This is a genomic window from Halalkalibacter urbisdiaboli, from assembly GCF_002156385.1.
Lineage (GTDB): Bacteria > Bacillota > Bacilli > Bacillales > Bacillaceae_D > Halalkalibacter_A > Halalkalibacter_A urbisdiaboli.
On sequence record NZ_MVJM01000003.1, the window covers coordinates 297,529 to 312,410 of the forward strand.

At 37.5% G+C, this 14,882-nt stretch carries 13 protein-coding genes; 12 read left to right on the top strand and 1 reads right to left on the bottom strand.

Annotation, left to right across the window (positions count from 1 at the left end):
- Window positions 1-6: 6 nt before the first annotated feature.
- The 11 genes from nirB to B1R93_RS15795 all read left to right on the top strand — a co-directional run bounded on the left by nirB (window position 7) and on the right by B1R93_RS15795 (window position 13,108).
- The gene (nirB, locus tag B1R93_RS15745) at window positions 7-2,427 is read left to right on the top strand and encodes a nitrite reductase large subunit NirB (protein WP_088104920.1); all 2,421 of its coding nucleotides are present in this window, start codon (window positions 7-9) and stop codon (window positions 2,425-2,427) included.
- A 13-nt stretch (window positions 2,428-2,440) separates the two neighbouring features.
- Window positions 2,441-2,767, top strand: a complete 327-nt coding sequence (nirD, locus tag B1R93_RS15750; RefSeq protein WP_088104921.1) for a nitrite reductase small subunit NirD — start codon at window positions 2,441-2,443, stop codon at window positions 2,765-2,767.
- A 185-nt stretch (window positions 2,768-2,952) separates the two neighbouring features.
- On the top strand, window positions 2,953-4,077 hold the full coding sequence (locus B1R93_RS15755; RefSeq protein WP_088104922.1) for a mechanosensitive ion channel family protein: 1,125 nt from the start codon (window positions 2,953-2,955) through the stop codon (window positions 4,075-4,077).
- A gap of 560 nt (window positions 4,078-4,637) precedes the next feature.
- A complete protein-coding gene (locus B1R93_RS15760) occupies window positions 4,638-5,675 on the top strand; it encodes an HD-GYP domain-containing protein (RefSeq protein ID WP_088104923.1) in 1,038 nt (345 codons plus the stop codon).
- 146 nt (window positions 5,676-5,821) lie between these two features.
- The gene (locus tag B1R93_RS15765) at window positions 5,822-7,804 is read left to right on the top strand and encodes an EAL domain-containing protein (protein ID WP_088104924.1); all 1,983 of its coding nucleotides are present in this window, start codon (window positions 5,822-5,824) and stop codon (window positions 7,802-7,804) included.
- A 63-nt stretch (window positions 7,805-7,867) separates the two neighbouring features.
- Window positions 7,868-8,413 (top strand): DUF4309 domain-containing protein, encoded by a 546-nt coding sequence (locus tag B1R93_RS15770; RefSeq protein WP_088104925.1) that lies wholly within the window; start codon window positions 7,868-7,870, stop codon window positions 8,411-8,413.
- 126 nt (window positions 8,414-8,539) lie between these two features.
- Window positions 8,540-9,436, top strand: coding sequence for an AEC family transporter (locus B1R93_RS15775; protein WP_088104926.1), 897 nt, complete (start codon window positions 8,540-8,542; stop codon window positions 9,434-9,436).
- A 94-nt stretch (window positions 9,437-9,530) separates the two neighbouring features.
- The gene (gene dapD, locus B1R93_RS15780; protein ID WP_088104927.1) at window positions 9,531-10,253 is read left to right on the top strand and encodes a 2,3,4,5-tetrahydropyridine-2,6-dicarboxylate N-acetyltransferase; all 723 of its coding nucleotides are present in this window, start codon (window positions 9,531-9,533) and stop codon (window positions 10,251-10,253) included.
- Window positions 10,254-10,347: 94 nt separating this feature from the next.
- A complete protein-coding gene (locus B1R93_RS15785) occupies window positions 10,348-11,568 on the top strand; it encodes an aspartate aminotransferase family protein (RefSeq protein WP_245308310.1) in 1,221 nt (406 codons plus the stop codon).
- A complete protein-coding gene (locus B1R93_RS15790) occupies window positions 11,565-12,689 on the top strand; it encodes an N-acetyldiaminopimelate deacetylase (RefSeq protein WP_088104928.1) in 1,125 nt (374 codons plus the stop codon). Before B1R93_RS15785 ends, B1R93_RS15790 begins: the two co-directional genes overlap by 4 nt.
- 173 nt (window positions 12,690-12,862) lie before the next feature.
- On the top strand, window positions 12,863-13,108 hold the full coding sequence (locus B1R93_RS15795; protein ID WP_088104929.1) for a YkuS family protein: 246 nt from the start codon (window positions 12,863-12,865) through the stop codon (window positions 13,106-13,108).
- Window positions 13,109-13,171: 63 nt separating this feature from the next.
- Here B1R93_RS15795 and B1R93_RS15800 read toward each other — a convergent pair whose 3' ends face one another.
- Complete coding sequence (locus B1R93_RS15800; RefSeq protein WP_088105653.1) at window positions 13,172-14,035, bottom strand: mechanosensitive ion channel family protein; 864 nt, start codon at window positions 14,033-14,035, stop codon at window positions 13,172-13,174.
- A 289-nt stretch (window positions 14,036-14,324) separates the two neighbouring features.
- On the opposite strand from B1R93_RS15800, the gene B1R93_RS15805 reads away from it, so the two are divergent.
- Window positions 14,325-14,876 (top strand): peroxiredoxin, encoded by a 552-nt coding sequence (locus tag B1R93_RS15805; protein ID WP_088104930.1) that lies wholly within the window; start codon window positions 14,325-14,327, stop codon window positions 14,874-14,876.
- Window positions 14,877-14,882 lie beyond the last annotated feature (6 nt).

Below are 14,882 nucleotides of genomic sequence, written 5' to 3' on the forward strand. Positions count from 1 at the left end.
ATAGGTATGAGAGAGAAATTAGTTTTAATCGGGAATGGGATGGCAGGTATTCGAACGCTTGAGGAAATATTAAAAAAGGACCCATATCGTTATGATATGACGGTTTTTGGAGAAGAGCCACATCCAAATTATAATCGAATTCTATTATCTTCAGTGCTACAAGGTGATGCAGATGTTCGTGATATCGTCCTTAACGATTACGATTGGTATGAGCAAAACCAAGTACAACTTTACACTGGTGACCCCATTGTAAAAGTTGATACTGAAAAGCAAAAGGTATATAGCAGAAACGGGATTGAGTGCGACTATGATAAGCTGATTTTTGCAACGGGCTCGAATGCGTTTATGCTTCCTTTACCTGGAGCTGATTTAGATGGAGTCATCGCATTCCGAAACATTAAAGATTGTGAAACGATGATTGAAACATCAAAACATTACAAAAGAGCAGTTGTTATTGGTGGGGGATTATTAGGTTTGGAAGCAGCTAGAGGTCTATTAAACTTAAATATGGAAGTTGATGTGATTCACATCGCAGATTATTTAATGGAACGGCAGCTTGATGAACCAGCTGGTAAACTATTGAAGCAAGAGCTTGAAGCTCAAGGAATGAGGTTCCACCTTAATAAGCATACTGAACAAATTGTTGGAAAGAATCGTGTAACTGGAATTCACTTCAAAGATGGAACAAAGCTTAAAGCGGACTTAATTGTAATGGCTGTTGGGATTAGACCTAATGTCACATTGGCACAGGAAGCTGGACTAAATGTTGAACGAGCTATTGTTGTAGATGATTATATGCAAACAAGTGCACCTAATGTGTATGCAGTAGGTGAGTGCGCACAGCATAGAGGAATCGCTTATGGATTAGTTGCTCCTCTTTACGAGCAAGGTAAAGTATTAGCTGAGCATATTACTGAACCTGATTCTTTAGAAAAAGGTTATGAAGGTTCCATCTTATATACGCAATTAAAAGTATCTGGTGTTGATGTTTTCTCGGCAGGTAATTTCACGGACTCGGAGGAAACGAAGGCTATTCGAGTTCATGATGAGTTTGAAGGTATTTATAAGAAAGTTGTAATAAAAGAAAATCAAGTTGTTGGAGCTGTCCTTTTCGGGGATACTTCTGATTCAACACGGTTATTAAACATGATTAAATCTTGTGAAGACATTTCAGGAATGAGCAAAGTTGCTTTATTGCCATCTGAGGATGCTAATGGGGGAGCAATCTCTGTTGCAGATCTAGATGATAGTGCAAATATTTGTGGGTGTAATGGTGTTTCAAAGGGAGATATTTGTTCGGCGATAAAGGAACAGGGGTTAACAACGTTTGAGGAAGTCAAGCAATGTACAAATGCTTCGCGCTCATGTGGCCGCTGTAAGCCCGAAGTAATTGAACTATTAGCATTAACAACGGGGAATGATGCAGCAACGCAAGAAACGCTTTGTGGCTGTACTGATTTAGACCATCAAGAGGTCGTAGCTCAAATTCGTGAGCTAGGCTTAACACATCCACGTGAAGTAATGAATGTGCTTGGATGGAAATCAGATGAGGGCTGCTCTAAATGTCGACCTGCAATTAACTATTACTTAGGAATGGTTGACCCGCTAAATAACCAAGACGACCATACATCACGTTTTGTTAATGAGCGTTTCCATGCAAACATCAACAATAATGGAACATTCACAGTAGTACCGAGAATGTATGGTGGTGTAACTAACTCGGAACAATTACGTAAAATTGCCGACGTAGCCGATAAATATAACGTTCCTTTATTAAAAGTAACAGGTGGGCAGCGTATTGATTTACTGGGTGTTGAAAAGGAAGACTTACCAAAAGTGTGGAGTGAGCTCGGAATGAGATCCGGTTCAGCTTACGCCAAAGCACTTCGTACTGTAAAAACGTGTGTTGGGGCTAATTTCTGTCGTTTTGGAACTCAAGATTCTATCGGATTTGGTATAGAGTTAGAAAAGAAATTTGAATATATTAATACACCACATAAAGTTAAAATGGCCGTTTCAGCTTGTCCACGTAACTGTGCTGAATCTGGAATTAAAGACTTTGGTGTAGTCGGTGTTGAAGGTGGATGGGAATTATACGTTGGTGGGAACGGTGGAGTTGACTTACGTGCTGGTGACTTATTCCACAAGGCAGAAACGAAAGAAGAGATTATGGATACAATAAGCGCATTTATGCAGTATTATCGTGAAAATGCGAAGTACTTAGAGCGTACCTCTCACTTCGTTGAACGTGTTGGTTTAGATCATATGAGAAAAGTAGTGCTTGAGGATGAAGAAGGTAGAAAAGCACTAGTTGAGCGTATGGATATTGCTCTTTCCAACCGTAAAGACCCATGGAAAGAGATCGTAGATAGTGAAGAGAAAAAGAAGGAATTATTTGAAGAGAAAAAAGTGGAAGTATTGTCTTAGGAGGGGATGAAAGATGGCTCAGGTAGAAAGCATGAAAAGAATAAAAGCAATCAATGTTTCTGAATTATCGAAAGGGATCGGAAAAGTTGTTATCTTTAATGGTGAAGAGATTGCGTTATTTAAGCAAGAAGATGGTAGTGTAAATGCTATTCAAAACCGTTGCCCGCATAAAAATGGCCCTCTTGCTGAAGGAATTGTTTCTGGGGAGTATGTATTCTGTCCTTTACATGATTGGAAAATTAATACGGAGGACGGAAAGGTCCAGGCACCTGATGTTGGCTGTGTAAAGCGGTACGATGTTGAGATTAGTGATGGCGTTGTTTATTTATTTGTAAGTTAATAGAAAGGAAAGACATACATTCGTACAAGTCGAACGTATGTCTTTTTTTGTGTGTAAACTTATTATTTGTTGAATAGAACGAAGGGTATCGTTAAGATTCTTTTTTGAATAATTTTATTCTAGATTTTTTATAGATTCACACTATCTATGTTAAAATGAAGAACGAAAAAGGAAGGTGGTGTTTTATGTCGAGAATTGATAAGTTAGGAAGATGGGAACGGTTTAATTTATTTTTAGAAAATCTAGACTGGGTAGATGTGGGAATTGCATTTTCGATCTTTTTGTTGTTTTTGTTGTTTCGGAAGATTTTCACAAAATATATCTTTAAATTAATCATTCGATTTTCTAAGAAAACACCAACAGAATTATTTACGAATATTTTGTTGTCATTTGAACGTCCCCTTCGAATGTTTTGGGTCGTGTTAGGTACATATTTAGCACTTGAATATTTACCCTTCCATATTACGACAATTGAAGTTGTCCAAGGAATATATCGCTCTATTATCATTATCTTAATTGGATGGGGATTATATAATTTTACATCCATCCATTCCTCAGCGTTTGTAAAAATGGCTAGAACGATTGACCTTGATGAAGATAGCATGGTCGTGCCATTTGTCTCAAAACTGCTTCGCTTCGGAGTGATTGCCTTAACGATTGTAATTGTTGGAAGTGAATGGGGGTATAACATAAATGGGTTTGTTGCGGGTCTCGGTTTAGGTGGACTTGCGTTCGCCTTAGCGGCTCAAGATACGATAAGCAACTTTTTCGGTGGAGTTATTATTATAACGGAAAAGCCTTTTTCGAAAGGTGAATGGATTCAAACACCAACAGTCGAAGGGGTCGTAGAAGATATTACGTTTCGGAGTACACAAATTCGAACCTTTGCCGATTCCGTTATTACAGTACCTAACTCAACCTTGGCAAATGAACCGATTACAAACTGGTCAAAAATGAATAAGCGGAGGATTACGTTCAATCTTGGAGTCACCTATTCAACACCAAGACATAAAGTCGAGGCATGTGCACGTGAAATTGAAGAGTATTTAAGAAATCACGAAGAAATTGACCCAAATTTAATCATGGTTCGATTTAGCGAGTTCAATCATTCAAGTCTCGATATCTTTCTTTATTTTTTTACGAAAACTACTGCTTGGGTGGAATGGTTAAGAATTAAAGAAGAGATAAACCTAGAAATAATGAAGATTCTTGAAAAACACAATGTGTCAATCGCCTTTCCATCTAGAACAATCTATTTTGATAAAGATTCAACAAATCAACCAAATCAACTAAAGGACTCAAACCAATGAGTCCTTTTTGTAGAGGCGAAACGGGTTTGTGTTGCGCCGGCAGCCGACCAGAGGGAGGCTCAAGGGTTTTAAGAGGCGAAACGGGTTTGTGTTGCGCCGGCAGCCGACCAGAGGGAGGCTCACGGGTTTTAAGAGGCGAAACGGGTGTGTGTTGCGCCGGCAGCCGACCAGAGGGAGGCTCACGGGTTTTAAGAGGCGAAACGGGTGTGTGTTGCGCCGGCAGCCGACCAGAGGGAGGCTCACGGGTTTTAAGAGGCGAAACGGGTGTGTGTTGCGCCGGCAGCCGACCAGAGGGAGGCTCACGGGTTTTAAGAGGCGAAACGGGTTTGTGTTGCGCCGGCAGCCGACCAGAGGGAGGCTCAAGGGTTTTAAGAGGCGAAACGGGTTTGTGTTGCGCCGGCAGCCGACCAGAGGGAGGCTAAGGGTTTTAAGAGGCGAAACGGTTTGTGTTGCGCCGGTAGCCAGGCCTTAAAGGACTTTACGGATTGGTTATTTATGTTTCATGTTCAAATGACATAAAAACTATTATAATTAAAGAAATCGTTTTAGAGGAGGCGTCCATGAGATATACGTACATCAACAATGTTGAACAGGGAGAGAGATTAGGGCGTCATATATTTGCTAGTGATGGTCGTGTTCTTTTGCAGGAGGGAGTTCAATTAACGGTCGGTTTAATTTCAAGATTACGTCATATGGGAGTAGAGGCTTTATATATAAAAGATGACCGCTTGAAAGATGTTAAAATTGAAGAAGTTGTTTCTGAGACAGTAAAACGTTCAACGATTGAAACATTAAAGGAATCCTTTCACTTTATTCAAAAAGGAAAAACCCTTGATGTACAAAAAGTTCAAAAGTCGATAAAGAGCATAATAGATGAGGTACTAGATAGCCAATTTACGTTATTAAGTCTAACGGATATTCGAACAGAGGATAATGATTTATTTGTCCACTCAGTTAATGTTTGTATTATTTCTACAATCATAGGGGTTAAACTGAAACTGGATCGATTAAAGTTACAAGAACTAGCAACAGGTGCTTTGTTACATGATTTAGGAAAAATAGTACCTGATGAAGAAAATCCGGAATTACCTGTATATAATGACCATACTTGGAAGGGCTTTAATGTTCTTCGTAAAAATAAAGAAATTAGCACGTTATCTGCTCATATTGCACTAACACACCATGAGCATGTAAATGGGAGTGGAATGCCCCGACAGTTAGAAGACGATAACATTCATTTACTCTCGAAAATTGTAGCCGTGGCAAATGCATTTGATCGGCTGGTTGCCCCTGTCGATCGGGCAAAGGCCCTCTTTCCGTATGAGGCATGTGAACATATTATGGCACTAACGAATACGCATTTTTCGCATGATGTTGTTTGGCACTTCTTACGCTCAATAGCTTTTTATCCTACAGGGAGTCAAGTCAAGCTTTCGACAGGAGCAACTGGTATTGTTGTTGGTCAGCATTACGGGTTGCCACAACGTCCAATCATTCGAACTTTTCAGATGACAAGAACAGGATCAACCGATTATGAAGTTAACCATGTCGATTTAGCAAATGAAATGACTATATTTATAAAAGATATGGTGATTTAGGAAAATATCCAAGTGGATATTTTCCTTTTTTTTGAAAGGAGTAGGAATTTGTTGTCATAAGAAAGAAATATATAAGGAAGGACCTTGTAGCCCTTTGCTTAATCGTTACCACCCAATTTGATTAAAGAAATGGTAGGGACGTAGAAATGAAGTATCAAATGGTCACAATACAAATGGTTATTAAAATATCAATTGTACTAGTTATTATTGCAATATTTAATTTCTCCATGTCTCATCTATTACTAAAGGGGAAGCTGACAGCGTTCATAGATCATGAGTTGTCAGAAAAAGTATTATTAGCTGAAGAGCTTGTTTTAAGTCAAGGACATTTCGTGAATGGGCAGGTTATTCTTGATGGATTTGATGAAGTAAGCATCATCCCAACATACCAAGTATCAGAGAAAATAAATAATGTCATGGCTACTGAACATTTGTTAGCTAATAATTGGACTATTTATGAGGATTCCACTCAACCTATTAGGTATTATTTCAAGCAATTATCAGGGAATAACTCTTTATTTCTAGCCGTAAATATTGGACAACATCAAGATATAGAAAATCGGATTATCGCTGTTGATATTTTCGTTACGTTATTTACATATGGTTGCTTTTTGTTTATATTATTTTGGATCATCGGACAGCAGTTACGGCCATTAGGAGAAATTGAGCGTTATTTAGCGGAGGTTTCAAGCGGAAATTTATCGAAACGACTAAGTTTTAAACGAGATAAACAATTTGATTGGCTTGCTGAAAGAATAAATGAGATGGTTGAGAAGATAGAGCAGCTCGTTACGAAAGTAAAAGTGAAGGCAAATAAACAAATTGAATACATGGCTTACCATGACCACTTAACTGGTTTGCCGAACCGACGGCTATTTCAGGAAACACTAAATAACGAAATTAAAGTTAGTAGAACGAATAACCAGAAGTGTTTTGTTTTTTTAGTGTCAATTAATTCCTATAAAAGCTGGGTAAATTCATATGGTTCTACGGTGGCAGATGAATGTCTTAAAGTACTAGCGGATCGAATTCAAGATATTACACCATTGCGTGGATGTGTATCAAGATATGATAGCCAAGAGTTTTCAATATTACTATCTGATGATAAGAAAAAGGCAATCTCAAGCTTTTCACAAAATTTAATGAAAGTTTGTGAAAAGTCCTTGTTAATAAACGGTGAGGAAATATCGTGTTCGATTAGCGTAGGTTGTGTGTCATTTCCGGAAGGGGGAGAATATCATGAAACTCTTATGCGCCATGCGAGTTTAGCGTTACATACGGCTAAAGAAAAAGGAAAGAAAGAAGTGGTTGAATACACGGAACAATTAGGTTTAGAAAAACTTGAATATACCGTGATAGAGAGCCGATTTAAAAAAGCATTACGGGATCAAAAGCTTACACTTTTTTATCAGCCGCAAATAAATATACTTACTGGAAAAGTCATTGGTGTAGAAGCTTTGTTACGGTGGAAGGATGAAGAGCTAGGGTTTGTTTCGCCTAGTAAGTTTATACCAATTATTGAACGGACGAATCTTATAAATGACTTAGGGAAATGGGTCATTCAAGAAGCGTGTAAACAACTAAAAGAGTGGGAAGGTGCAGGACTTCCTGAATTAAAAATGTCAATAAATGTATCCACGAAGCAATTTCAAGATTCAAATATTGTCGAGGTAGTGGAAGAAAGCTTAAAACAGAGTGGATTAATGGCGAATCAATTGATGATTGAATTAACAGAGGAAACGGCAATGGAGGATGTAAATGAAAGTTTAACCAAAATGAGACAACTTCGAGAAATGGGAGTTGAATTAGCAATTGATGATTTTGGAACAGGATACTCTTCATTACGTTACTTAACAGCCTTTCGTGTACACTCAATTAAAATTGACCGTGGTTTTATGAAAGAGTTAGATCAATCTGAGGAAGGAAAGGAAGTTGTATCTGCAATCATTGGCTTAGCCAAAAATTTAAAACTCAAAGTTGTAGCAGAGGGTGTTGAATCATTACAGCAATTACAGTTTTTGAAAAGTAAAAAATGTAGCCTTATTCAAGGATATTACTTTAGTAAGCCATTATCAGCAAATGAGCTAGAGAATTGGGTTCGAAATCACCAACAGCTACAATATAGTTGAATAAACTAGAGCTAAATCGACCATCCTTGTGATAAAGACTGCCAAAAGAAAGAAGGTGTTCTTGTGTCTTATGTGCGCTTTGCAATAATGATATTCATTATTATGTTATCGGCTTGTGGACAAGGTGACAATCCGTCAAGTCAAGAGGTAGAAGAACATGAAGTGTCTGCGATGTCACAAAAATCATCCTCCTTCCTATCATTTTCCTGGATAGAGCATGGGTTTAATGGTGTCTTTGAACCGTTAGATTTACATTTAGGGGTCTCCTCAGATGTAATTAGAACTCAATTTGGTGAACCGAAGCAAATGGGCCATTATGAAGGTGGAAAGTATTGGAATTATGGAAACGCCTCCATTTTTTTGAACGCTGAGGAAGATACGTCTGTGGCTGTTGCTTACAATATTGCGGAATACCAGTTAAGGGAGGATGACTTAAAAAAAGCGTTAGGAACTCCTGATCAGACGGAAGTAGATGAACGAGATGGTTTTACGGTTTATCACTATTATTTGGATGAATATGAGCTATTTTTCGAAGCGGATCCAGATACGGGGAAAATTGTATATGTGTGGTTTCACGAATTAAAACAAGACAGGTTAGCAACTTTATAGCTAAGCTGTCTTGTTTTAATTTAAGAATAATCGAAACGTTTTCTTGTTTACTGGGCAGATAGTATAATCTTTGTTATTATTTGTAAAGCAATACTAATCTATTACAGAAAAAGAAGGCGTTAAATTATGACTATTTTTATTCAAGTTGTATTACCTGTTATTCTTGTATTTACTTTAGGGTTTCTCGTTCAAAAGTGGAAGAAAGTTGACATAAAACCTATCTCTACCGTTGCAATTTATGTCATGACTCCATGTCTTGTCTTTCGAACATTCTATACATCGGAATTAAATTTGCAATATATGTATATGGCGTTATTTTCTTTTATTCTATTATTCTCGCTAATCTTTATAAATATAATTTCAGCAAAAATTGCAAAACTAACACCTTCAACAGAGAGTGGGTTAATTTTATCCACTGCTTTTATGAACTCGGGAAATTACGGAGCTCCGATCATTTTATTTGCTTATGGAGAAGCAGGTTTTGCTTTCTCTGTTTCTTTTATGGTTCTCCAAGCCATTATTATGAATATATTTGGGGTTTATTATGCTGCTAGAGAGCATGCGGGTATGGGTACGGCGATAAGATCTGTCTTTCTTATGCCAGCTACCTACGCAGTGATCATTGCTCTTCCCTTAAATATTGCTAATATTTCTGTACCTGAAAATTTATTAATGACTGTAGATATCATTGCTGAAGCAGCGGTACCAACAGTAATGATCATATTAGGCATGCAATTAGCACTTATTCGAGTCGAGAATTTTCAGTGGGGTAAAGTTTCATATGGAGTTTTTTTAAGACTTATTGTTTCACCGATCATCGCTTTTTTAATTACGCTAATATTCCCGTTTGACCCGTTGTTAGCTAAGGTTCTGATTGTATCTGCTGCGATGCCATCTGCGGCAACGATCGTCATGTATGCTGTTCAATTTGAGTCAGAACCGAGATTAGTCTCAAGTATTACACTGATTACAACATTAATTAGTATTTTTACAATTACATTGTTGTTAATTATGTTAGGGTAATTTCTGTTTATAACTTTTCAGTTCTTTTGATTGCATTTTGGATCGGTTATCTTTATCATAATAAAGAGATTGTTACATAGGAGGAAATATAAACATGAAAATGATGGATGCAAATGAAATTATTAAATTTATTTCAAACAGTGTAAAGAAAACACCTGTAAAAGTACATATTAAAGGGGACTTAAATGGTATTGATTTTGGTGCTGAGACAAAATCATTTATTACTGGAAACACAGGAGTCCTTTTTGGAGATTGGTCAGATATCGAAAACGCGTTAAATGCAAATGAAGCGAAGATTGAGGATTATGTAGTAGAAAACGATCGTAGAAATTCTGCTGTTCCATTGCTTGATATGAAAAATATCCAAGCTCGTATTGAACCAGGTGCGATTATCCGCGACCAAGTTGAAATTGGCAAAAACGCTGTTATCATGATGGGTGCTAGTATTAACATCGGTGCTGTTATTGGTGAAGGTACTATGATTGATATGAACGTTGTTATGGGTGGTCGAGCTACTGTAGGTAAGAATTGCCACATCGGTGCTGGTTCCGTGTTAGCTGGGGTAATTGAGCCACCTTCTGCAAAGCCTGTCATTGTTGAAGATGATGTTGTAATGGGAGCAAATTGCGTCGTTCTTGAAGGTGTGACAGTTGGTAAAGGTGCAGTTGTAGCTGCTGGAGCTGTCGTTATTGAGGATGTACCGCCAAATACGGTTGTTGCGGGAACACCAGCACGTGTGATTAAGGAAATCGATGAAAAAACAAAAGGGAAAACAGAGATTAAACATGAGCTTCGTCGTTTGAATGAAGATAACTAATTGATGAAATTAAATATGGACAAGCAGCTTTGCCAATTGGGTTAATAACTCTGGCAAAGCTCTTTCTATACATAGATGGAAAGGGGATAAAAGGGTGTCTAATTGGGTTCAAAGAGATAAGGATGTCATTATGTCAACATATGGTCGTTTACCAATTGTTGTAGAGCGGGGCGAAGGTAACTATTTATACGATGAAGATGGAAAAAAATATTTAGATTTATTTACGGGCCTAGCTGTAAATATTCTTGGCCATTCTCATCCCGAATTAATCAAAACATTAATAGAACAGGGAGAAAAGTTCTTACATATTTCGAATGTATTTATTAATAAACCAGCGGTAACGTTAGCAGAAAAACTAATTGAACATTCAATTAAAGGGAAGGTGTTTTTTGTTAATTCAGGAGCTGAAGCGACAGAAGCCGCATTAAAGCTTGTTCATAAATGGACAAAGGAGCAAGCAGAGGAGCGAAGTGGTGTTGTTGTATTAAAGAACAGCTTTCATGGTCGAACGTTAGGCGCATTAAAGTTAACTAGACAGCCAGGCGTTTATCAGGACTTCCCAGTAACGAGCACACCTGTATATGAGGTTGAGCCTCATGATGAAGCGACACTTGAAAACGTATTACGTGATAAGAAACCAGCTGCTGTAATTATGGAGCCTGTTTTAGGATCTGGTGGGATCGTTCCATTGTCAGTACCATACTTACAAAAGGTGTCATCGTTATGTAAGACCTACGGAGTGTTATGCTGTATGGATGAAATACAAACAGGCGTCGGTCGAACAGGTGAATTTTTTGCTTACCAGCATGCAGGAATTGAGCCAGATCTTATTTTGTTTGCAAAAGGAATTGGTGGTGGACTACCATTAGGAGGAATTATCGTGTCTGAAACTTATGCTCATTTGTTTAAACCAGGTGACCATGGAACGACATTTGCTCCTTCCCCATTAAGTGCAGCTTTAGGAAATACGGTAATTGATGTTTTGTTTGAGAATGGTCAATTAGAAAAGGCAAAAATAGCTGTTAGCCAACTTTGGAATTCTCTAAATGATTTAAAGACAGAGCTTCATACGTTGATTCAAGAAGTAAGAGGAAAAGGGATGATGCTAGGGATTGTCCTTACTTTGGAGCCAACAGAAGTGAAACAAATTCAAAGTGAGCTATTACAGGAAGGCATTCTAGTTGATGTCACACAACAGACGATTATACGTTTGCTTCCGCCATTAACACTTTCAGAAGGAGAGATTCAAATCTTTATTGAAATTTTAAAAAGTAAGCTTCAATCGATTGGCTTACCAAAAGAGGGCGTAAAATGAGTATGGAACCGTTTATAAACATTCGACGTGATTTACATCAAATCCCAGAATTAGGCTTTAAGGAATTTAAAACTCAGCAATATTTATTAGACTATATTGCTACATTACCTCAATCGAACATCAGTATAAAGACGTGGCGGACTGGAGTTATAGTACGAATTGCGGGCTCTTCAGCAAGTAAAATGATTGGATACCGTGCTGACATAGACGGTTTGCCGATTGAGGAGAATACATCGTATTCATTTCGCTCTGTCCATGAAGGTACAATGCATGCTTGTGGACATGATGTACACATGGCAATCGCTTTAGGTGTATTAAGTCATTTTGCAAAGGAGCAACCGAAAGACGATTTACTGTTTATTTTTCAACCGGCGGAGGAAGGTCCTGGTGGAGCAAAGCCTATGCTCGAGTCGGAGGTATTAAAGGATTGGTGGCCTGATGAAATGATTGCTCTTCATATTGCACCAGAATATCCGGTTGGCACAATTGCGACAAAGGAAGGCCTATTATTTGCGAATACTTCCGAGCTTTTTATTGATTTTAAAGGAAAAGGAGGGCATGCAGCCTATCCCCATACAGCAAATGATATGGTTGTTGCTGCAAGCCACCTTGTTACACAGCTTCAATCGATTGTAGCGAGAAATGTGAATCCACTAGATTCGGGAGTTGTTACTATTGGTGTTATTCAAGGTGGAACAAAGCAAAATATAATTGCCGAAACCGCGCGATTAGAAGGAACAATGCGAAGTCTTTCAATTGAGTCGATGGTTAGGATGAAACAACGAGTCGAAGCTCTTGCAAAAGGAATTGAAACTGGATTTGATTGCCAGATTACGATTGATTATGGTTCAAATTATTGTCAGGTTTATAATCATAAAGAATCTACAGCAGAATTTATAAACTTTACGTCTGAGCAACCTTCTGCTAATTTGGTGATTTGTAAGGAAGCAATGACAGGAGAAGACTTTGGTTATTTTCTAGAAAAAATACCTGGTTTTATGTTCTGGCTTGGTGTAGGATCTGAATACGGTTTGCATGATTCTAGATTAGAGCCAAAAGAGGAAGCCATTGTGTTTGCAATTCAGCACCTTACTCAGTTTTTACAATTTAAAATGTCTTAGTTTGAAGGGGGTCTTGTGACGCCCCTTTTTCTATTGAATACAAAGAGAATGTTTTAAATGTCCTTTTGAACATAGTAAGAGGCAGCTATTAAAAAATAGATGTATAAAATGTAAATGAAAGGGTATGCTAACCACTGCAAACCTTTTTAAATATTTTGGTGGAGGTACGTACAATGGCGAAAATTGGTGTAGAACAATCATTAACGGATGTACAACAAGAACTTCAATCTAGAGGATATGAAGTTATTCAGTTGAAACAAGAAAATGACGCACAAGGTTGCGATTGCTGTGTTATTACAGGGCAGGATCAAAATGTAATGGGAATTCAAAATACAGTAACACAAGGATCAGTTATTAGTGCAAATGGAATGAATGCTCAAGAAGTATGTGATATGGTACAAGAGAAGATAGGGCGCTAATTTAGAAAAGGATGAGTTAAAGGGTAAATGTGCGACCTTGACTCATCCTTTTTAATTGCTATATTATTGACTATTTTTTTGAATAAGGATTTGATGAGGATAGGGAATTTCAATGTTATTGGCAACAAGTGCTTCCTTTAATACTTTACGAAGCTTTCGTTCGACAGCCCATTGCTGCATATTTTCAGTTTTTGCAATGACTCGAATGACTACATCCGAATTCCCTAAACCTTGAACTCCTAATACGTTTGGCCCTTCTTTTATTGTATTATCCTCAGCTGCTATTTTATCACAAACCGTTTGCAATACAGTGATGGCTTCATCGATGTTATCTTCATATGAGATGCTTATATCAACTAGTGCTCGCATATTACCACGAGAATGATTACTCACATTACTAATTCCACGATTGGGAATATAATGGAGTGTACCATCAAATCCTCTAATTTTCGTCGTTCTTAGGCCTACCTCTTCAACCACCCCATCGACTCCACCAGTGGTTACGTAATCATCGACATCGATTTGTTTCTCAAGTAATAGAAAAAAACCGGTAACCACATCGCTTACTAAGCCTTGGGCTCCAAAACCGATAGCTAGTCCAACTACACCAGCACCAGCAATCAAGCCAGTTGGATCTAATCCAAAAATACTAATCATAATTGTGATGAAAACAAAAATTAATACATAAGAAAAAGCGTTTATTGATAATTTTTCTAATGTTTTAACTCGTCCTGGAGACATATTTTTTTGATTTTCGACTTTTTTGAAACTACCTGAAATAACTTTTTTGCCTATGGATCGAGCGATTATAAAGGCAATAATAGCTAATAGTACTTGTCCAACAATCATAAATAAACTTGTTAAAAAAGCACCTTCTGTAAATTGTTCTACCCACTTTTCCAAATGATCAACTCCTAAAATTTGCATTCTCCATTCATATATATCCGTTTTAGGGAAAATAAAACCTTTTTCTGCATTTTCCGAACAAAAACGATTCAAATCAACTATTCTGGTTATAATAATAGACGAATCAACAAAAGGTGAGCAAGATATTCGCTTTATGGTCAGGAATGAAATACAATGATAAGAGTCATAAAGTTAATGATGATATATTTGTAGTTTACATTTATTCTTATTTAACATTGACTAAAAATAAAGGTTCTTTTATAATAGAGATCGGTAAAATTTTTTAGAATATTTTAGGAGGTATGTACATATGTCAGACAAGCGTATGGTTGCAAAGCAGGCTCCACGATTTGAAATGGATGCTGTTTTACCTAATAAGGAATTTGGTAAAGTAAGTTTAGAGGAAAACATGAAAAATGATAAGTGGACTGTATTGTTCTTCTATCCAATGGATTTCACTTTCGTTTGCCCAACTGAAATTACATCTTTAAGCGATCGCTATGATGAATTTGAAGATTTAGATGCTGAAATTATCGGTGTTTCAACTGATACAATCCATACTCATAAGGCTTGGATTAATACAGCGCGTGATGAAAATGGTCTTGGTGAGTTGAAATATCCACTTGCGGCAGATACAAACCACTCAGTCTCTCGTGAATATGGTGTGTTAATTGAAGATGAGGGTATTGCTCTTCGTGGGCTTTTCATTATTAGTCCTGAAGGCGAGCTTATGTACTCAGTTGTTAACCACAATAATATTGGCCGAGATGTAGATGAGACACTTCGAGTTCTTCAAGCTCTTCAAACTGGTGGACTTTGCCCTGCAAACTGGAAGCCTGGTCAAGAAACGTTAAACGTATAATATATT

What these genes read in the sequence shown, in the direction of transcription:
- dapD (WP_088104927.1), top strand. Translation starts at nt 9,531, where the DNA reads ATGAAAATGATGGATGCAAATGAAATTATTAAATTTATTTCAAACAGT.
- B1R93_RS15760 (WP_088104923.1), top strand. Translation starts at nt 4,638, where the DNA reads ATGAGATATACGTACATCAACAATGTTGAACAGGGAGAGAGATTAGGG.
- B1R93_RS15790 (WP_088104928.1), top strand. Translation starts at nt 11,565, where the DNA reads ATGAGTATGGAACCGTTTATAAACATTCGACGTGATTTACATCAAATC.
- B1R93_RS15805 (WP_088104930.1), top strand. Translation starts at nt 14,325, where the DNA reads ATGTCAGACAAGCGTATGGTTGCAAAGCAGGCTCCACGATTTGAAATG.
- B1R93_RS15775 (WP_088104926.1), top strand. Translation starts at nt 8,540, where the DNA reads ATGACTATTTTTATTCAAGTTGTATTACCTGTTATTCTTGTATTTACT.
- nirB (WP_088104920.1), top strand. Translation starts at nt 7, where the DNA reads ATGAGAGAGAAATTAGTTTTAATCGGGAATGGGATGGCAGGTATTCGA.
- nirD (WP_088104921.1), top strand. Translation starts at nt 2,441, where the DNA reads ATGGCTCAGGTAGAAAGCATGAAAAGAATAAAAGCAATCAATGTTTCT.
- B1R93_RS15795 (WP_088104929.1), top strand. Translation starts at nt 12,863, where the DNA reads ATGGCGAAAATTGGTGTAGAACAATCATTAACGGATGTACAACAAGAA.
- B1R93_RS15765 (WP_088104924.1), top strand. Translation starts at nt 5,822, where the DNA reads ATGAAGTATCAAATGGTCACAATACAAATGGTTATTAAAATATCAATT.
- B1R93_RS15755 (WP_088104922.1), top strand. Translation starts at nt 2,953, where the DNA reads ATGTCGAGAATTGATAAGTTAGGAAGATGGGAACGGTTTAATTTATTT.
- B1R93_RS15800 (WP_088105653.1), bottom strand. Translation starts at nt 14,035, where the DNA reads ATGCAAATTTTAGGAGTTGATCATTTGGAAAAGTGGGTAGAACAATTT.